The sequence below is a fragment of the Streptomyces apricus genome (genome assembly GCF_008369065.1).
Taxonomy (GTDB): domain Bacteria; phylum Actinomycetota; class Actinomycetes; order Streptomycetales; family Streptomycetaceae; genus Streptomyces; species Streptomyces apricus.
In genome coordinates this window covers 670,287-687,857 of sequence record NZ_VDFC01000047.1, presented here as the reverse complement: position 1 = coordinate 687,857, position 17,571 = coordinate 670,287, and the positions used below count along the sequence as shown (strand labels likewise).

Below are 17,571 nucleotides of genomic sequence, written 5' to 3'. Positions count from 1 at the left end.
ACCCGTCCCCCAGCTCGTGCCGCCCGGTCATCCCGACGACCCCGCCCCACGTGCGCTGCCCCACCACCGGTCCCAGCTCCAGCAGTTTGAACGCCGCCGTGATCATGTCGCCGTCCGACGAGGTCATCTCGTCCGCCAGCGCGACCACCGGCCCGCGCGGGGCGTTGGACGCGTACGACACCGGCTGCGCGTCACGGGTCAGGTCCCAGCCCATGATCGTACGGGTGAGCTTCTCGATGACCAGCTCGCTGATGTGCCCGCCCGCGTTGCCGCGCACGTCGACGATGAGGGCGGGCCGCGACACCTCCATGCGCAGGTCGCGGTTGAACTGCGCCCACCCCGAGCCGCCCATGTCGGGGATGTGCAGGTAGCCGCACCGGCCGCCGCTCAGCTCCCGTACCACCGCACGCCGTTTGGCCACCCAGTCCTGGTAGCGCAGCGGACGCTCGTCGACCAGCGGGACCACCGCCACCCGGCGCGGGCGCACCTCGCCCCCGGCGTCCTCGGCCGAGGGCTCCGGGACGAAGGTCAGCTCCACCGTCGTCCCGCCCGCCCCCGCGAGCAGCGGGAACGGGCCGGCGACGGGGTCGACGGGCCGCCCGTCCACATGGGTGAGCCGCGCCCCCTCGCGGATGCCCGTGCCGGCCAGCGGTGAACGCGCCTTGGAGTCGGAGGAGTCGCCCGGCAGGATGCGCCGGACGACCCAGCCGCCGTCCCGGCGCACGAAGTTGGCGCCCAGCAGTCCCTGCGGCCGCCGGTAGTGCGGCGGCCCCTCGTTGCGGCGCGCGGCGACCACGTACGCGTGCGAGGTGCCCAGTTCGCCCAGCACCTCGCGCAGCAGGTCCGCGAACTCGTCGGGGGACGCGACCCGTTCGACCAGCGGCCGGTACTGGTCCAGGACGCCCTGCCAGTCGATGCCGCACATCCCCGGGTCCCAGAAGTACGCCCGCACGAGGCGGCCCGCCTCCGCGTACGCCTGGCGCCACTCGGCGGCCGGGTCGGCCTCGTGCAGGATGCGGCGCAGGTCGATCCAGACGGTCGAGTCGCCGTCGCCGGACTCGGTGGCCGGTACGGCCCGCAGCTCCCCGTCGTCGACCACGACGAGCCGGCTGCCGTCGCCGCTGGGCGCGAACCAGTCGAGGTGCTCGACGAGTTCGGACTTCTTCGCCTTGACGAGGTCGAAGTGTTCGAGGGTCGGTCGGCCGCTGGTGTCGTCCGGGTTCGCGAACGTCTCGCCGAGCGCCCCCGAGATCGGCCAGCGCAGCCAGACGAGGCCGCCGCCCGCGACCGGGTACAGCGCCGAGTACTTGGAGGCGGTGACCGGGAAGGGCGTCACCCGGCTCTCCAGGCCCTCGGTCTCGACGATGACCGCGCCGCCTCCGCCGCCCGCCGCGTCGTCCAGGCCGCCGGCCGCCGGACGGCCCTCGGGGGTCAGCGCGAACGGGGACGGGGTCGCCGAGGAGAGCGGTACGAGGTACGGGCGGCAGCCCAGCGGGAAGGAGAGGTCGCCGGTGTGGACGTCGTACACCGGGTCGAAGCCGCGCCAGGACAGGAAGGCGAGGAAGCGGCCGTCCGAGGTGAAGACCGGGTTCTCGTCCTCGAAGCGGCCGTCGGTGACGTCGACGACGAGGGGTTCGCCGGGCCCCGCGATGCGCGCCATCCTGATCTGCCGGAGCGTGCGGCCGATCCCCGGGTGCGACCAGGTCAGCCAGGCTCCGTCGGGTGAGAAGGCGAGGTCGCGCACGGGCCCGTTGACGGACCGGACGAGCTCGGTGACCGTGTCGCCCCCGCCGTCCGCGGCGTTCTCGCTCCCGTCCCCGTCCCCGGCGGACTGGGCCGCGTCCCCGTCCGCCAGGGTGAGGAGGAGTACCCGGCCGTCGTGGGAGGCGATCGCGAGCCGTTCGCCCTGTGGGTCGGAGACGAGTTCGAGGACGCGGCCCAGTCCGCCGGAGGCCAGTCGGCGCGGCTCGCGCGCGTCCGTCGCGCGGGGCAGGGAGGCGATCTCGACGGCGTCCTCGCCCTCCGCGTCGGTCACGTACGCCACCTGCCCGCCGGAACCGAGCATCTCCGGCAGCCGGACGCGTACACCCGGGGTGTCCGCGAGGGTGCGCGCCGGGCCGTCGCGGTGCGTCAGCCAGTACAGGCTGCCGCGTACGACGACGGCGCTGGCCCGGCCCGTGTCGTCGACCGAGATGCCGTCGACGTGCTGGGCGGCCGGCACCTGGTAGGGGCGGCGCCCGGTGCGCGGCCCGCCGAGCCGTACGTCGATCCGGCGGGGCCGGGCGTCCGCGGCCAGGTCCTCGACGATCCACACCTCGCCCGCGCACTGGTAGACGATCCGGCTGCCGTCGCCGGAGGCGTGCCGGGCGTAGAAGGTGTCGTGGTCCGTGTGGCGCCGCAGGTCGGACCCGTCGTGCCGGCACGAGTACAGGTTGCCGACGCCCTCGTGGTCGGAGAGGAAGGCGATCCGCGACCCGACGAACATCGGCGAGTGCAGGTGCCCGTCGAGGTCCTCCAGGAGGCGCTGCCCGTGCAGCCACAGCCGTCCGGTGGCGCCGCCGCGGTAGCGCTTCCAAGCGGCGGGCTCGTGCGGGGGAGTGCCGGTGAGCAGCAGGGTCCTGCGCTCACCGTCGATGTCGGCGACCTTGATGTCGGAGACCGGGCCCCACGGCAGCCGGCCGCCGGGGTCGCCGTCGACGGGCACGCTGTAGGCCCAGGTGAAGTACGAGAAGGGCTCGCCGTGCGAGGCGACGGCGAGGATGTCGCTGTTCCCGTCCTGGTCGGGGGGAGTCCAGCCGCAGACCCGGGTGTCGGCGCTGCCCCAGTGGGTGAGCCGCCGGCCGGGACCGCCGTCCACGGGCGCCAGCTGGATCTCGGGGGCGTGACTGCGCCAGGTCGTGTACGCGATGTGCCGCCCGTCGGGGGAGAAGCGCGGGTGGCTCGCCTTCGTACGGTCGGCGGTGAGCCGCCAGGCGCGGCCGGGCCGGTCGAGGGGGGCCACCCAGACGTCGTCCTCGGCCACGAAGCACAGCCGGTCGCCGCTGAGGTGCGGGAAGCGCAGATAGACACCGGGGCCGTTCGGGTTCTCGCACTCGTCGCTCACCCACCCATGCTTTTCCGGCGGGCGGGGCCCGGCAACTCGTGGTCCCCGTGATCCGGGATCCGGGATCGGTGAGCGGTGATCCGTGGCCCGGGTTCCCGAGGGACGGGTGATGTGTCACACGTACGAAACTGTTTCGTTTCGTTTGCGCGCAGGGTATCTTCGAAGGCGTACGAGAGGGTTTCGTTCGAGTGGAGGCGGTGCGGGGAATGGCTGGGACAGCGACGACGCGTCGCAGCCGGATCACGCCCGAGCGCGAGGCCGAGCTGTACGAGGCCGTGCTCGACCTGCTCAGAGAGGTCGGCTACGACTCCCTGACCATGGACGCCGTGGCGGCCCGTACCCGCTCCAGCAAGGCCACGCTCTACCGCCAGTGGGGCGGCAAGGCGGAGCTGGTGGCGAGGGCGATCCGGCACCACAAGCCGGTCGACGTCTTCAACGTGGACACCGGTTCCCTGCGGGGCGACCTCCAGGCGATGGCCACCCGCCAGGACGACTGCGAGATGGAGCAGAACTCCTCCCTCATGCGGGCCCTGGGCACGGCGGTGCACGCGCACCCCGACCTGCTGGCCGCGCTGCGGGAGTGGCTGATCGAACCGGAGCTGGAGGAGCTGGGCCAGGTGGTGCAGCGCGCCGTCGACCGGGGCGAGGTCCGTGCGGACAACGCCGCGATCGGCTACGTACTGCACATGATCATCGGGGCCTTCGTGGCCCGCACGATGATCGACGACGAGCCGCCGACCCAGGCGTTCCTGTCCTCGTACATCGACGCGGTGGTCCTCCCGGCCCTGGTCGCCTGACCCGGCGGGCTCCACCGGCGGTGCACGGTCCGCCGCGCGCAATCGGGATGTGGCCCGAGGAGACGACCCACTAGCGTGCTCCCATGACTGCCGCCGCACAAGAACCCACCGCAGCCCACCCCCGCTTCGCCGAAGCCGTGGACAAGCTGGGCCTGGACGACCTCCTGTCCCAGGTCCGCCGCTTCCCGGAAGCCACCCGCACGGCCGCCGAGGCCGCGGCGGCCATCGGCTGCGACCAGAGCGAGATCTGCAAATCGCTGATCTTCGCGGCGGACGGCGTCCCGGTCCTGGTCCTCATGGACGGCGCGTCCCGCGTCGACCTCGACCTCGTGCGCCAGGAGCTGGGCGCGGAGAAGGTCACCCGGGCCGACGCGGACGTCGTGCGCGAGACGACCGGCTACGCGATCGGCGGCGTGCCCCCCTTCGGCCACCGCACCAAGACCCGCGTCCTGGCCGACCGCTCCCTGCTGGACCACGACATCGTCTGGGCGGCGGCCGGCACCCCGTACTCCGTCTTCCCGATGAACCCCAAGACCCTGGTCCACCACGCGGGCGGCACCCTGGCGGACGTGCGCGAGCGGCGCGCGTGACGCCGCTGGTCACCACGGCCGTCCTGGCCGCGGCGGTCACCCATGCGAGCTGGAACGCGATAGCCCACGAGGTTCCCGACGGCTGGGCGGCGGCCGGTTCGCACCGGTCCGTGGGCCGCGACGGCGTGCGCCGCGGCCCTCCGCCTCGGCTCCTACGACCCGGAGAGGTCCACCTGCCACGTGGCGCCGCCTGCCGCCTCGTGGACGACATGGGCCGACTCGCGCGGGTTCTCGGGATCGAAGGCCGACGTCACCGTGTGCGTCATGACGGGGCTGGTCCAGCCGGCCGTCGTGTTCCTGAAGCTCTGCCCGTTGTTCTTGGCGACCTTCCAGCGGAAACTGACCTGGTAGGACTTCAGGAAGTACCCCGGGGACATGCGCATGGTGCCCGTGAAGCCGGGTGAGTCGGTGAAGGAGATGGCCTGGGCACCGTTGTGGATGCTCCAGTCGTCGTAGTTCGGCCGGTAGGGGCCGTCCACCTGCCAACCCCGGCGTGAGCGCTGGTTCTTGTTCAGGCCCATGGACTCGACGACCTGCACGTTCGAGTCGGTGACCTCCTGCCAGAAGTGGTAGTTGGCGGCGACGGTCGACGTCGAGTTCTCCGGGTTGTACAGGGTGGCGGTCTGCTGGAACCCGATGTTCGCGTCGTAGTCGAGATTCTGGACGTCGTCGCCGGTGTACTCGGAGGTGAAGGACAGGATCGGCCTGTCCAGGTCCGCCGCGGGCCGTTCGCTGCCACGGGTCTTGCGTCGCTCGCGCGGCGGGCTCTCCCCCTTCTCCCGGTCCGCCTTCCGCTTCCCCGAACTCCTCGAGCCCCTCGACTCCTCCTTGGTCCTGGCCCGCTGCACGTTCGGGGAACCGGCGACCGTCCTGGACTGCGGCCCGGACTCCGCGCCTTCCGTCGCGGGCGCCGACTGCACGGGTACGGGACCGGCCATGACCTCGTTCGAGGACGCCTCGGCCTCCCGCTCGTGGTGGTCGTTCCTGTCACTCAGGGTCAGCCCGCCACCGGTCGGCGTCCCCGCAACCGGCCCCTCGCGCTGCTGCAGCACGTGCTTGAGCTCGTGCGCGAGGGTCTTCTTGTCGAAACCGTCCTTGCCCCGCACGATGTTCTCGCCCGAGGTGTACGCACGGGCCCCGATCGCGGCCGCCGACCGCTGGGCCTTGATGTCGTCGTGCACCCGCACCGTGGAGAAGTCCGCGCCGCCGTGCCGCGCCTGCATCTCGTTGAGCGTCGGTCCGTCCAGCGGGCGCCCCGACGACTTCAGCACCTCGTGCACGGCCTGAGCCTGGGCCTGCTGTTCGTCCTCGTGCTGGTGCTCGGCCACGTGCATCCGGCGCTGCACGGGCCCCTCCAGGGAGTGCCCGCACGACGACGAGTGGCTGTGCCGCTCGTTCGCCAGCAGCTGGACAACGGAGGCGTTGCCCACGGACCGCTGCAACGCCAGCATCGACGCCGGGTTCCGACCGCCCGCCCCCGCGCCGGCCGCCCTGTGGGGTGCCATGACAGGAGAGGCGGTGGACCGCGTGGACGAAGGGAGCTGCCGCGCTCTGACACCGCCCGGCCGCGTGTCCTTGCTCAACTTCTCTTCGTGGCCTTGCACGGAAATCTTCTCCCTCACGGCAGCTGGACAGGAGCTGACTGACCAGTGGATCCCGAAGGGGCCGTGGGCGGAAGGCCCTTGAGGGCACTGATGGATGCAGGACCCCTGCCCCAGGAGGCGGCCTCCTGCGCGGCCGGGCCGTACGGCGATGCGGAGCGGAACGGCTCAGGGTGACACCGCGCCCCGTACCGCCCGTACCAGCGCCTGGGCCCTCGGGTCCGCCGTGACCGTTTTGCGGAAGCCGTTCGTCACGTAGGCGAAGGCCGTGGCCGACTCCGGGTCCGCGAAGCCCAGGGAGCCGCCGCGGCCCGGGTGACCGAAGGAGCCCGGGGACAGGAACGGGGAGGCCGAGCCGTGGAGCATGTAACCCAGGCCGAAGCGGGTGTTGACGACCAGGACGCGGTCCGGGCCCGCGGACTCCTCCGTGCGGGCCGCCGACAGGGTTTGTGGGGTGAAGAGGCGGGCGCCGCCACCCTCCACCTCGCCTATCAGCGACGCGTAGAAGCGCGCCAGGCCGTCCGCCGTCGCGATGCCGTTCGTCGCGGGGAGCGCCGCCGCCCGGTACGCCGGGTCGTTCTGGTCCGGGAACGGGGAGATCGCGGCGAACGCCCGGCGGGTGAGGGAGGACGGGTCCTCGTAGGCCGCCGTGACCGACCGCTTCGGGCGGGCCCGCAGGGCGCCGTCGGCCGGCGGTGTCTCGATCCGGCTCACCCGGCCCACCCGGTGAGCTTCGCGCTGCGGCAGCCCGATCCACAGGTCCGCGCCCGCCGGGCCCGCGATCTCCCGGGCTGTCCAGTCGCCGATGCCGGCGCCCGTGATCCGCCGCACCAGCTCACCGGTCAGCCAGCCGTACGTCAGCGCGTGGTAGCCGTGGTCCGTGCCCGGCTCCCACACCGGGGCCTGGCGGGCGACCGCCTCGGCGCCCCGCAGGGGGTCCAGCGACTCCCCGGGCGTGAGCGGGTGGTCCAGGACCGGCAGCCCGGCCCGGTGCGAGAGCACGTGCCGCACCAGCACCCGCTCCTTGCCCGCCGCCTTGAACCCGGGCCAGTACTCGCCCACCGGCGCGTCCAGGTCCAGCAGGCCCCGCTGGTGGAGGAGGAGGAGCGCCGCCGCCGCGACCCCCTTCGTCGCCGAGCGCACGAGCTGCGCGGTGCCGCGCGCCCACGGCTCCGTACCGGAACCGTCGACGTCCTTCGTGCCCGCCCACAGGTCCACGACCTTGTGGCCGTCCCGGTACACCGCGACCGCCGCGCCCCGGTCCCCGAGCACCTCGAAGTTCCGTACGAACGCCGCCCTGACCGGCTCGAAGCCCTCGGCCACCGTGCCGTTCACATCCACCACGTCCGTACCCTCCGCCGCGCGCGTCACGTGCCCATTGTCACCGAGCGCGGGTCGAAGCCGAACGGCAGCTCCAGACGGTGCTCGCGCATCAGCGCGACGTCCGAGAGCAGCTCGCCCGTCGCGCCGTCCGCCGCGATCACGCCGTCGCTGAGGACCAGGGCGCGCGGGCACAGTTCGAGGGCGTACGGCAGGTCGTGCGTGACCATCAGCACGGTCACGTCCAGCGAGCGCAGGATGTCGGCGAGTTCGCGCCGCGAGGCCGGGTCGAGGTTGGACGACGGCTCGTCCAGGACGAGGATCTCCGGCTCCATCGCCAGGACGGTCGCGACCGCCACCCGGCGCCGCTGGCCGAAGGAGAGGTGGTGCGGCGGGCGGTCGGCGAAGTCCGCCATGCCGACCTGTTCGAGGGCCGTGCGCACCCGCGCCTCCAGCTCGGGACCCTTCAGCCCGGCGGACGCGGGCCCGAAGGCGACGTCCTCGCGCACGCTCGGCATGAAGAGCTGGTCGTCCGGGTCCTGGAAGACGATGCCGACCTTGCGCCGGATCTGCGCCATGTGCTCCTTGCCGACGGGCAGCCCGGCGACCGTCACGGTCCCGGCGCCGGCGGTCAGGATGCCGTTGAGGTGCAGCACGAGGGTCGTCTTGCCGGCGCCGTTCGGGCCGAGCAGGGCCACCCGCTCACCCCGCCCGACGGTGAAGTCCACACCGAACAGGGCCTGGTGCCCGTCGGGGTAGGCGAAGGCCAGCCCGGCCACCTCCAGGGAGGGGGGCGGGGACGAGGACGCGGGGGGCGCGGAGTGGGTCACAGGGTCCATCCCAGCAGACAGACGACGAGCGCGGCGAACGGGAGGGCGAAGGCGTACGTCCACTGCGCCCGGGACGCGGTCACGTCGTCGATCACCGGCATCGAGCCGGCGTACCCCCGGCTGACCATCGCGAGGTGCACCCGCTCCCCGCGCTCGTAGGAGCGGATGAACAGGGCGCCCGCGGACTTGGCGAGGACGCCCCAGGACCGCACGCCCCGCGCCTCGAAACCGCGCGACTCCCGCGCGATCCGCATCCGCCGCATCTCGTCGGCGATGACGTCCCCGTACCGGATCATGAAGGACGCGATCTGTACGAGGAGAGGGGGCAGCTTCAGTCGCTGCAGGCCCAGCAGGAGCTCGCGCAGTTCCGTCGTCGAGGCGAGCAGCACGGACGCGGCGACGCCGAGGGTGCCCTTGGCGAGCACGTTCCAGGCGCCCCACAGGCCGTTCACGCTCAGGGACAGGCCGAGCACGTCGACCCGCTCGCCCCGCGCCACGAACGGCATCAGCACCGCGAAGGCCACGAACGGCACCTCGATCAGCAGCCGCTTGAGGACGAAGCCGGCCGGGACCCGGGCCGCGTACGCCACGGCCGCCAGCAGCAGCGCGTACAGCCCGAAGGCCCACATCGCCTCGCGCGGGGTCGAGACGACGATCAGTACGAAGGCGAAGACGGCGGCGAGTTTGGTGTGCGGCGGCAGGCCGTGCACGGGGGAGTGCCCGTGCCGGTAGAGCCGGTGCGCGTGGCCCGCGCCCACGTCAGGCGGAGTTCCCGGGCGCCACGGACGAGGTCTCCGAAGGGGAGGTCCCGGACGGCGAGGCTCCGGAGGACGGCGTCTCCGGCGTACGGCGCCTGCGGACCGTCCAGAAGATCCCGGTGCCCGCGACGACCGTGACGCCCACGCCGATCACGCCCGCGAGGCCGCCGGACATCCGCGCGTTGTCGAGGCCCTCGACGCCGTAGTCGGCGAGCGGGGAGTCGGCTGCGGCGTGGTCCTCGGCCTTGGCGTCGATGCCCTTGTCGGCGGCGACCTTCTCCAGGCCGTCGGGGTTGGCGGAGGCGTAAAAACTGACGAAGCCGGCGAGTACGAGCGAGGCGGCGAGGCCCACCAGCCACACCCCGCGGTGGGAACGGGCGGCGACCGGGACGGGCTCGGCGGCGGGGGTGTCGACCAGCTCGCCGTTGACCCGCAGCTTGAGGGGCGCGGTCAGGCCGCGGGCCCCGTACACGAGGTCCGGCCGTACGGCGATGACGGCGCCCACCGTGAGTGCGGTGATCGTGGCCTCACCGATGCCGATGAGGAGGTGGACGCCGACCATGGCGGTGAAGACCTGCCCGATCGGGACGTCCGTGGTGCCGCCGATCCAGTAGATCAGCGTGAAGGCCACGGCGGCGGCAGGGACGGAGATCACAGCGGCGGCGAACGCCGAGACGGTAATGGACCGACGCTTCCTGGGCAGGAGTTTTACGAGGCCGCGGAAGACGGCGTAGGCCACGACCGTGGTGACGACCGCCATGTTCGTGATGTTCACGCCCAGCGCGGTCAGGCCGCCGTCGGCGAAGAGGATGCCCTGCATGAGGAGCACGACCGAGACGCAGAGGACCCCCGTGAAGGGGCCCACGAGTATCGCGGCGAGCGCGCCTCCGAGCAGGTGCCCGCTGGTGCCGGCCGCGACCGGGAAGTTCAGCATCTGCACCGCGAAGATGAAGGCGGCGACCAGCCCGGCGAGCGGGGCGGTGCGTTCGTCCAGCTCACGGCGGGCGCCGCGCAGGCTCACCGCGACCGCCGCGGCGGCCACGGCTCCGGTGGCGACCGAGACGGGCGCGTCGATGAATCCGTCGGGGACGTGCATGGAGGGCTCCGCTTCCGTGGCAGGCCGGGTGTCCGTAACCGTTCGATGATAGTGGCTTAATGCGAACAGCTTGCAAGAGCGAGATGTCCCCGCATGCGACTACGACTCATCTGGGAGCGCATATCGGAAAATATGCGACATTAGATAAGGATTCGCACAAAGAGGGAGCGATCGATGTCCGCCGTTGAGCAGTACGCGCGCGCCCATATCGTGACGGACGAGGCGCAGGACCCGCCGGCCGTGCCGGTGGCCCTGCGCTACGACCCGGAGACCGACCCGCGGCGGGTGCACATCATGCTGCCCGGCCACCACGAGTGGGTCTTCGCCCGCGACCTGCTCGAACGGGGTCTGCGGACGCCGGCCGCCGCCGGTGACGTACGCATCTGGCCGTGCGGCCGGGTCCAGGCCGTCATGGAGTTCCACTCGGCCCGGGGTGTGGCGGTCGTGCAGTTCGACACGAAGACGCTGATCCGCTTCCTGCGCCGGACGTACTCGGCCACGCCGGTGGCCCGCTAGGAACGGTGCCGGTGCCGGTGCCGGTGCCGGTGCCTGTGCCGGCGTCGGTGTCGATGCCGGTGCCGCGGCTCTCCCGGTCGGTTCCGGGTCGGCTGCCGGCCTTCAGCAGCGCCGCCACGATCGGGTCAGCTGCCAGCTTTCAGCAGCGCCGCCACGATCGGGCCCGCCGTCTCGCCGCCGTGGCCGCCCTGCTGGACCACGCCGGCCGCCGCCAGGTCGCCCTTCCAGGCCGTGAACCAGCCGTTGGGCTTCTTCTGGTTGTCGACCTCCGCGGACCCCGTCTTCGCCCCGAAGTCCGGGCCGAGCCCCGCCATCGCCTCGGCCGCCGTACCGGCCGCGGCCGTGTACCGGAGCAGCTCCTTGAGCTGCGCCTGCGTGTCGGGGGACAGGGAGCGGGACGCCTTCGCGAGGGTCCGGTCGTCGACGGTCGGCGGCACCAGGTAGGGCTGGTGGAACGTGCCCGTCTTGGCCGTGGCGACGACCGACGCCATGTTCAGCGGGTTCATCCGCACCCCGCCCTGACCGATCAGCGAGGCCGCCATCTGGGCCTGCGACTGCACCGGCACCGAGCCGTCGAAGGTCGGCACGCCGATGGCCCAGTTGTCCATGCCGAGCCCGAACACCTGCTGCGCCTGCTTCGTCAGGCTGTCGTCGTCCAGCTTCTTGGCCTGGCTGATGAAGGCCGTGTTGCAGGAGCGCGCGAAGCTCGCCTTGAACGTGCCGCCCTTGATCTCGAACTTGTCGTCGTTCTGGAACTTCCAGCCGCCGTACGTCGAGTACTTCGGGCAGGGGTGCTCCTTCTCGGTCGACGCCAGCCCCTTGTCGATGAGCAGCGAGGCCGTGACGATCTTCATCGTCGAGCCGGGGGCGAGCGAGCCCTGGAACGCGGTGTTGAAGCCGTGCCCCGAGTTCGCCACGGCCAGGATCTCACCGGTCGACGGCTTGATCATGACCGCGGACGCCTTGGACTTCGCGGCCACCTGCTGCTCGGCGGTCGCCTGCAGGGACGGGCTCAGCGTCGTACGGACCGTGCCCGGCGTGCCCTCGCTCAGCTCCAGCAGGGTCTTGTCGGGGTTCTTGTCCGCCTCCTTCTCGGCTGCGGTCTTCTTCGTGCCGTCGGCGTCCTCGGCCTCCTCGGCGTCCCCGGACCCGGCGCGGACCACCCGCAGCTCGACGCCCGCCTTGCCGCCGGCCTTCTTGCCGTACTTCTCCCGCAGGCCGTCGAGGACCGTCCCCAGCGAGGGGTACTTCGCGGTGGTCAGCTCGCCGCCGTCCCGGTCCAGGGCCTTGACCGGGGGCGTGCCGGCCTCGCCGGTGACCAGCTTGTCGCCGTCCTCCAGCTCCGGGTGGACGACCGCCGCGTGCCAGTCGACCAGCGGCTTCCCGTCCTTGGCGCGCCGTACGACGGTGAGCTCGGACTCGTACGCGAGGGGCTCGGTCAGGCCCTTGTAGCGGACCGTGCCCTTGACGGAGAACGGCACGGCGTCACCGGAGCGCTTCTTGGCGGTGAGCGTCACGTCCTCGACGTGCGCCTCCTTGCCGTAGCCGGTGAGCAGGCCGGCCGCCGCCGCGGTGTCGTTCGTCACCGCCGCGGCCGCGGGGACGTCGCCCTTCTGCCAGGCCGTGAGGAACGCGGTGGCCGTGGTCCGCACCTCGGCCGCCGACAGGGGCCCGGACTTGACGCGCTTCGCGTCGGCGGCGGAACCCTCGTCGGCCGACGCCCCGCCGCCGAACAGGGCGTAGCCGCCGAGTCCGGCACCGCCGACCACCACGGCGATCATCCCGCCGACGACGGCGGGCTTCGTCCTGCCGCGCTCAGGTGCGCGCCTTCTGTTCCCCACGACTTCCGTTCCTCCGCTGTTTCCCCACCGGTTCCTACCGGTTTCCACCGGTTCTCACCGACCCCCGGCTCCTGCCGACCCCCGCTTCCCACCGACCTCCGTGAGAACGAGAGTCACCACCCTAGGGTCCCGCCCTGTGCGGGTGGGTTCAGCCACCTGTCCGTAGCACGGCTGCGACAATCGGACCCGCCGCGTCCCCTCCGTGGCCGCCCTTCTCCGTCATGGCCGCGGCGGCGACGTCACCCCGGAAACCGGTGAACCAGCTGTTGGACGTCTCCTGCCCGTCGACCTCGGCGGAGCCGGTCTTGGCGCCGATGTCGCCGCCGAGGCCCGCCATGGCCTGCGCGCCGGTGCCGCTGGTGGCGGTGAGCCGCATCATCTGCTTCAGCTGGGCGACGGTACCGCCCGGCAGGCCGCGCGCGGTGGCCAGCTGGCGGCCGTCCAGCTTCGGCGACACGAGGTAGGGCTGGCGGAAGGTGCCCGTGATCGCGGTCGCCGTGACCGAGGCCATGTTCAGCGGGTTCATCTGGACGTCGCCCTGGCCGATGGCGTTGGCCGCGCGCTTGGCCCCCTCGGAGGCCGGGACGCTCCCGTCGAAGGAGACGATGCCCGTCTTCCAGTCCTTGCCGATGCCGAACCGCTCCTGCGCCTCGGCGGTGAGCGATTCGTCGGAGAGCGGGCGCTCGTCGGAGCCGTCGACGAGCTTCACGAAGGCCGTGTTGCACGAGCGCGCGAAGCTGTTGGCGAGCGTGGCGTTCTCGTCGGGCTGCATGCCCGTGAGGTTGTGGAACGTCCCGCTCTGCCAGGTCGCGGTCGCGGGACAGGGCGCCGGGCCGTTCATCGCGGTGACGCCGTTGTCGATGAGCATCGCCGCGGTGACGATCTTCATGGTGGAGCCGGGGGCGGCCTTGCCCTGGAAGGCCGCGTTGAAGGCGTCCTCGCGGTGGTTCGCGACCGCCAGCACCTCGCCGGTGCTCGGCTTCACGGCGACCACGGACGACTCGGGGTACTGCTTGACGGCCTTCTCGGCCGCCGCCTGCGCGCCCGCGCCGATCGTCGTGCGCAGCTTGCCGGTCTTCCCCTTGGCGAGCGTCACCAGCGTGGTGTCGCCCGTGCCCTCGCCCGCGTGCCGGATCGCGAGCTCGACCCCGGGGGAGCCGCCCGCCTTGTCGCCGTACCGCTCGCGCAGGGCGTCGAGCACGGGGCCGAGCGAGGGGTACTTCTCCTTGGTCAGGACGGCGCCGTCGCGGTCGAGCGCCTCGATGGGCGGGCTCGCCGACTCGCCCGTGAGCAGGGTGTCGCCGGCCTGCAGGTCGGGGTGCAGGACGGAGGGCCGCCAGTCGACGAGCGCCCGGCCCGTCGTCTCGCCCCGCACGATCCCCAGCTCGCTCTTGTACGTCAGCGGCTTGCTCTTCCCCTCGTACGACACGGTGGCCGACACCGAGAAGGGGACGCGCGTGCCGACCGCCTTGCCGGGGGTGACCTTCACCTTGCCGATGTGGGCCTGGCCCCCGTAGGCGACGAGCAGTTCCCTGGCGGCCGCGGCGTTGTCGGTGAGGTCCGCGGCCGCGGCGGCGTCGCCCTGCTCCCAGGCCGCGAAGAACTTCCCGGAGGTCTCCTCGACCTCGTCGCCGGACGGCGGCCCGGTCCTCTCGGCGCCGGCCGCCGAGGACCCGCCGTCCCCGTTCACCGTGCTCACGACGTTGTAGGCGCCGTATCCGACTCCGCCCACCACGACGGCGAACACGCCACCGACGATGGCGACCTTGGCTCCGTTCCGCATCGCGCTCCCCCTCCCCGTGCACCTTCGCGACCACGTTCTGAACGCGTTCAGAACGGTGTCCCTGCGTCGCACTGTATGCGGGGAGAGTGACGGATGGGGGCGGTGTTCCCCGATCGTTAGCCCGAACCCGGCCGGGACGGGGCCGAACCCGGCAGGGATGAGCCCGAACCCGGCAGGGATGGGCCCGGATGCGGTCCTCCGGTGAGTACGCGTACTCATCCCCGTACGCGCCCCGCGGTCCACCGTGGAGACCACCACCCGGGACGACCCGCCGGGACGACCCGAAGGAAGGGAACCCGCGATGCCGCACACCTCCGGCCCACGCCGCCCCGCCGACCACCCGGCCGGCCGCTTCGCCGACCGCCTCCGGCCCGGCCTCCTGGCCCTCGCCACGGACAACTGGCTGGCCCGCGGCTACCTGGCCGTCGTCGCCTGCTCGGTCGCGGTCATGTTCCTCTTCCCGGACAGCGGCTTCGCCGCGGGCCCCCTGGTGCTCACCGCGCCCCTCTCCTTCCTCAGCGTGGTCCTCCCCTTCGGCCCCGGCACCGAGGGCGGCGCGGCCCAGGTGCTCGCCGTCGGCTTCTGGTCGGTCTGGCTCCTGGGCTGCGCCTTCGTGAACGCGGCGGTGCTTGGCGCCCTCACGGTGAGGTCCACGGGGTCCGCAGGGTCTACGGGGTCCACGGGGCCGGTGAGGCCGGTGAGTCCCGTGCGGCCCGCGAGGCCCCTGAGGCCCAAGAGCGCCGCGTCCCACGGCCTGCGAAGGGTGCGGACGCTCCTGGCCCCCGCGGTGGACAACTGGCTCGGGCGCGGGTACCTCGCCGTGGTCGCGGCGGCCCTGGGCTTCTTCCTGTACGCCGTGTACGTGTCGCCGGACCCGGGGTTCGCCGGGATCTGGCCGCTGATGGCCACGGCCCCGCTCAGCATGCTGACGCTCCTGGTGCCGATCTCCGCGGAGTCCGCCGTGCCCGACTGGCTGGACCCGCTGCTCTTCTCCGCGGGCGTGGCCCTGTCCGGCCTCTTCAACGCCGTGCTGTTCGGCCACCTCGCTCACGGCCTGAGGACCCGCCGGACCGCCGTGCCCTCCTGAGCCCGCGGGGGCGGGACGTCAGGTGGCGACGGTGGCCACGGGGTCGAGGCCGTAGGTGCGGGCGTAACCGTTCTCGGTGCCGACGAGGAGATCGACGACCTCGAAGTAGCGGTCCCAGAAGGGGGTTTCGCGCAGCGCGTCGACGAGGAGCTGGTAGGCATGGTGGTCCTCGGCCTCCCAGACCCAGACGTCGGTGACGCGGGCGGAGTAGAACTCCGTGTCGTAGAAGCGCGACCGGACACCGCTGGTCTTCGCCTCGATGGCCGGCAGGACCTGGGTGGTGAAGGCGTCCACGCGTTCCTGGACGGTCAGGGCGAGCCATTCGGGGTTGGTCTTGACCAGCATGAACGCAGTGACCGGCGGTTCGGTCTTCTCGATGGACATCAGGATCTTCTCCAAAAGGTCGGACGGTTCCGTCAGGAACAGGAAGGTGAGAGGACGGCGGGCCTGAGGACCTCGGCGCACCAGTGCGCGAAGGTCGTGGGGGAGGCGGTGGCCGCGGTGCGGGCGACGCCGGCGTCGAGGCCCTCGTCCTTGGCCCGCTTCATGTCGACCACGGCCCGGGCGAACTCCTCGTCGAGGCCGTAGCCGATGAGATCGCCGTACAGCTCGTCCAGCGACTGCCGTACGTAGCGGACGGGGCGGCCGAGCTGTTCGGTCATGACGCGGGCCAGGTCGTCGGGGGACAGGTCCTGCGGCCCGAGGACGGGGACGCTGCCGTTGCCGGTCCACGAGCGGTCGAGGAGCAGGCGGGCGGCGGCGTCCGCGATGTCGGCGACCGCGACGAGGGGGACCTTGCGGTCGGCGTCGAGGGTGTCGGTGAAGACGCCCTTCTCGCGGATCGAGTCGCACTCCTCCAGGAGGTTCTCGAAGAAGGACGGGTTGGCCAGGGCCCGGTACGCGACGCCGGTGCCGGCGATGAGGTCGTCCACGGCGAGGGTGGCGGTGACCAGGCCGGCCCGGTCGGCGAGCGGGGTGCCGCGGCCGAGCGCGGAGACGCCGACGACATGGCCGACGCCGTGCGCGGTGAGCGCCTTGAGGGCGGGGCGGGTGAAACCGCTCCAGCCGTCCCGCGGGGGCCGGGAGGCGTCGGGCGGGACGAGCCAGAAGACGGCGTCCGCGCCCGCGAAGGCCCGGTCGAGGACCGCGGCGTCGGCGTGCGAGCCGGTGACCACCTCGACGCGTCCGCGCGCGGCGTCCGGGAGCCGGGCGGGATCGCGGACGACCACGCGCAGTTCCTCGCCCGCGGCGGGGGCGGACTCCAGGAGCCGGGGGAGCAGGTGACGGCCGATGTTCCCGGTGGGAGCGGTGATGACGATCATGAAGACCTCGCAGTCCGTGGCGTTCCGTTACGCCGTCCATCCTGCTGAGGGCCCGCGCGATGCCACAATGGGAACTTCGGCACGCAATCATTGACGGAAATGGAATGATGCTGGTGAGCAGCACGAATCCGGTCATCGACGCCAACCTCGCCCTCGCGCTGGACGCCCTGCTGGCCGAGCAGAGCGTGACCCGCGCCGCCGCGCGCCTGCACACCTCGCCCGCCGCCATGAGCCGTACGCTCGCCCGGCTGCGCCGCGTCCTCCAGGACCCGCTCCTGGTCCGGGCCGGGCAGACCATGGTCCCCACCCCGCGCGCCCAGGCGCTGCGCGAGGAGGCGGCCGCGGTGGTGCGCAGCCTCGGGGCGCTGCTCAGCCCCGGCACGAGCGTCGACCCCGCCGGCCTCCGCGGCACCTTCACCCTCCAGACCGCCGACCTGGTCGGCGCGGCCCTGGTCCCCGGGCTGCTGGAGCTCGCCCGGCGGGAGGCGCCGGAGGTCTCGTTCCGGGTCCGGGCGGAGGAACTGGAGGCCGGGCCCGCCCTGCGCGACGGCCGGATCGACCTGGAGGTCGGATCCATCGACCACGTGGACCCCGAGACCCAGGTCGAGGAACTGGTCCGCCTGCGCATGGTGGCGGCCGTCCGGCCCGGCCACCCCCTCACCGAGGGGACGCTGACCCCGGAGCGGCTCGCCGCGGCCCGGCACGTCGCGGTCAGCCGCCGCGGCCGGTTCACCGGCCCCCTCGACACCGCCCTGGCCGAACGGGGCCTGCGCCGGCGGGTCGACGTGGTCCTCCCGGCCCACCTGGCCGCGATGACCCTCGCCGCCCGCAGCGACGTCGTCTGCCTCGTCCCCGCCGCGCTCCCCGGCGAGCCCCCCTCACCCCTCGCCCAGGACGCCGAGACCCGCGGCCTGCGCCTCCTCGACG

At 72.7% G+C, this 17,571-nt stretch carries 15 protein-coding genes; 5 read left to right on the top strand and 10 right to left on the bottom strand.

What is annotated here, in order from left to right:
* Positions 1-3,103, bottom strand: a 3,103-nt coding sequence (locus FGF04_RS29490) for a S41 family peptidase (RefSeq protein ID WP_149514445.1), incomplete at its 3' end; no start/stop codon positions are given.
* Positions 3,104-3,309: 206 nt separating this feature from the next.
* On the opposite strand from FGF04_RS29490, the gene FGF04_RS29485 reads away from it, so the two are divergent.
* Together FGF04_RS29485 and FGF04_RS29480 are read left to right on the top strand one after the other, a co-directional pair.
* A complete protein-coding gene (locus tag FGF04_RS29485; RefSeq protein ID WP_149514331.1) occupies positions 3,310-3,900 on the top strand; it encodes a TetR/AcrR family transcriptional regulator in 591 nt (196 codons plus the stop codon).
* Positions 3,901-3,983: 83 nt separating this feature from the next.
* Positions 3,984-4,490: a YbaK/EbsC family protein gene (locus FGF04_RS29480; RefSeq protein ID WP_149514330.1), complete on the top strand. Its 507-nt coding sequence runs from the start codon at positions 3,984-3,986 to the stop codon at positions 4,488-4,490.
* Between the two features lie 152 nt (positions 4,491-4,642).
* Here FGF04_RS29480 and FGF04_RS29475 read toward each other — a convergent pair whose 3' ends face one another.
* The 5 genes from FGF04_RS29475 to FGF04_RS29455 all read right to left on the bottom strand — a co-directional run bounded on the left by FGF04_RS29475 (position 4,643) and on the right by FGF04_RS29455 (position 10,095).
* Positions 4,643-5,995, bottom strand: coding sequence for an eCIS core domain-containing protein (locus FGF04_RS29475; RefSeq protein ID WP_149514329.1), 1,353 nt, complete (start codon positions 5,993-5,995; stop codon positions 4,643-4,645).
* 264 nt (positions 5,996-6,259) lie between these two features.
* On the bottom strand, positions 6,260-7,432 hold the full coding sequence (locus FGF04_RS29470) for a serine hydrolase domain-containing protein (RefSeq protein WP_149514444.1): 1,173 nt from the start codon (positions 7,430-7,432) through the stop codon (positions 6,260-6,262).
* Between the two features lie 26 nt (positions 7,433-7,458).
* Positions 7,459-8,250 carry an energy-coupling factor ABC transporter ATP-binding protein gene (locus tag FGF04_RS29465; protein WP_149514328.1) on the bottom strand — a complete coding sequence of 264 codons (792 nt, stop codon included), beginning with the start codon at positions 8,248-8,250 and terminating at the stop codon, positions 7,459-7,461.
* A complete protein-coding gene (gene cbiQ / locus FGF04_RS29460; protein WP_149514327.1) occupies positions 8,238-8,999 on the bottom strand; it encodes a cobalt ECF transporter T component CbiQ in 762 nt (253 codons plus the stop codon). Before cbiQ ends, FGF04_RS29465 begins: the two co-directional genes overlap by 13 nt.
* Position 9,000: 1 nt before the next feature.
* On the bottom strand, positions 9,001-10,095 hold the full coding sequence (locus tag FGF04_RS29455; protein WP_149514326.1) for an energy-coupling factor ABC transporter permease: 1,095 nt from the start codon (positions 10,093-10,095) through the stop codon (positions 9,001-9,003).
* 174 nt (positions 10,096-10,269) lie between these two features.
* On the opposite strand from FGF04_RS29455, the gene FGF04_RS29450 reads away from it, so the two are divergent.
* The gene (locus tag FGF04_RS29450) at positions 10,270-10,611 is read left to right on the top strand and encodes an SsgA family sporulation/cell division regulator (protein ID WP_149514325.1); all 342 of its coding nucleotides are present in this window, start codon (positions 10,270-10,272) and stop codon (positions 10,609-10,611) included.
* A gap of 125 nt (positions 10,612-10,736) precedes the next feature.
* On the opposite strand, the gene FGF04_RS29445 is transcribed toward FGF04_RS29450, so the two are convergent.
* Positions 10,737-12,452: a penicillin-binding transpeptidase domain-containing protein gene (locus tag FGF04_RS29445; protein WP_149514324.1), complete on the bottom strand. Its 1,716-nt coding sequence runs from the start codon at positions 12,450-12,452 to the stop codon at positions 10,737-10,739.
* Positions 12,453-12,600: 148 nt separating this feature from the next.
* On the bottom strand, positions 12,601-14,235 hold the full coding sequence (locus FGF04_RS29440; RefSeq protein ID WP_149514323.1) for a penicillin-binding transpeptidase domain-containing protein: 1,635 nt from the start codon (positions 14,233-14,235) through the stop codon (positions 12,601-12,603).
* Between the two features lie 301 nt (positions 14,236-14,536).
* Between FGF04_RS29440 and FGF04_RS29435 the strand changes: the two genes are divergently transcribed.
* Entirely contained in the window at positions 14,537-15,322 is a 786-nt protein-coding gene (locus FGF04_RS29435; RefSeq protein ID WP_235882552.1) for an SCO4225 family membrane protein, read from the top strand.
* Positions 15,323-15,340: 18 nt separating this feature from the next.
* Here the strand turns inward: FGF04_RS29435 and FGF04_RS29430 are convergent, their stop codons facing one another.
* Entirely contained in the window at positions 15,341-15,706 is a 366-nt protein-coding gene (locus FGF04_RS29430) for a darcynin family protein (protein WP_149514322.1), read from the bottom strand.
* A 32-nt stretch (positions 15,707-15,738) separates the two neighbouring features.
* Positions 15,739-16,644, bottom strand: a complete 906-nt coding sequence (locus tag FGF04_RS29425) for an NAD(P)H-binding protein (RefSeq protein ID WP_149514321.1) — start codon at positions 16,642-16,644, stop codon at positions 15,739-15,741.
* 104 nt (positions 16,645-16,748) lie between these two features.
* Here FGF04_RS29425 and FGF04_RS29420 point away from each other — a divergent pair.
* Positions 16,749-17,571, top strand: an 823-nt coding sequence (locus tag FGF04_RS29420) for a LysR family transcriptional regulator (RefSeq protein ID WP_149514442.1), incomplete at its 3' end; no start/stop codon positions are given.

What these genes read in the sequence shown, in the direction of transcription:
- FGF04_RS29430 (WP_149514322.1), bottom strand. Translation starts at nt 15,706, where the DNA reads ATGTCCATCGAGAAGACCGAACCGCCGGTCACTGCGTTCATGCTGGTC.
- FGF04_RS29435 (WP_235882552.1), top strand. Translation starts at nt 14,537, where the DNA reads ATGCCGCACACCTCCGGCCCACGCCGCCCCGCCGACCACCCGGCCGGC.
- FGF04_RS29475 (WP_149514329.1), bottom strand. Translation starts at nt 5,995, where the DNA reads ATGGCACCCCACAGGGCGGCCGGCGCGGGGGCGGGCGGTCGGAACCCG.
- FGF04_RS29450 (WP_149514325.1), top strand. Translation starts at nt 10,270, where the DNA reads ATGTCCGCCGTTGAGCAGTACGCGCGCGCCCATATCGTGACGGACGAG.
- FGF04_RS29465 (WP_149514328.1), bottom strand. Translation starts at nt 8,250, where the DNA reads ATGGACCCTGTGACCCACTCCGCGCCCCCCGCGTCCTCGTCCCCGCCC.
- FGF04_RS29455 (WP_149514326.1), bottom strand. Translation starts at nt 10,095, where the DNA reads ATGCACGTCCCCGACGGATTCATCGACGCGCCCGTCTCGGTCGCCACC.
- FGF04_RS29425 (WP_149514321.1), bottom strand. Translation starts at nt 16,644, where the DNA reads ATGATCGTCATCACCGCTCCCACCGGGAACATCGGCCGTCACCTGCTC.
- FGF04_RS29440 (WP_149514323.1), bottom strand. Translation starts at nt 14,235, where the DNA reads ATGCGGAACGGAGCCAAGGTCGCCATCGTCGGTGGCGTGTTCGCCGTC.
- FGF04_RS29485 (WP_149514331.1), top strand. Translation starts at nt 3,310, where the DNA reads ATGGCTGGGACAGCGACGACGCGTCGCAGCCGGATCACGCCCGAGCGC.
- FGF04_RS29480 (WP_149514330.1), top strand. Translation starts at nt 3,984, where the DNA reads ATGACTGCCGCCGCACAAGAACCCACCGCAGCCCACCCCCGCTTCGCC.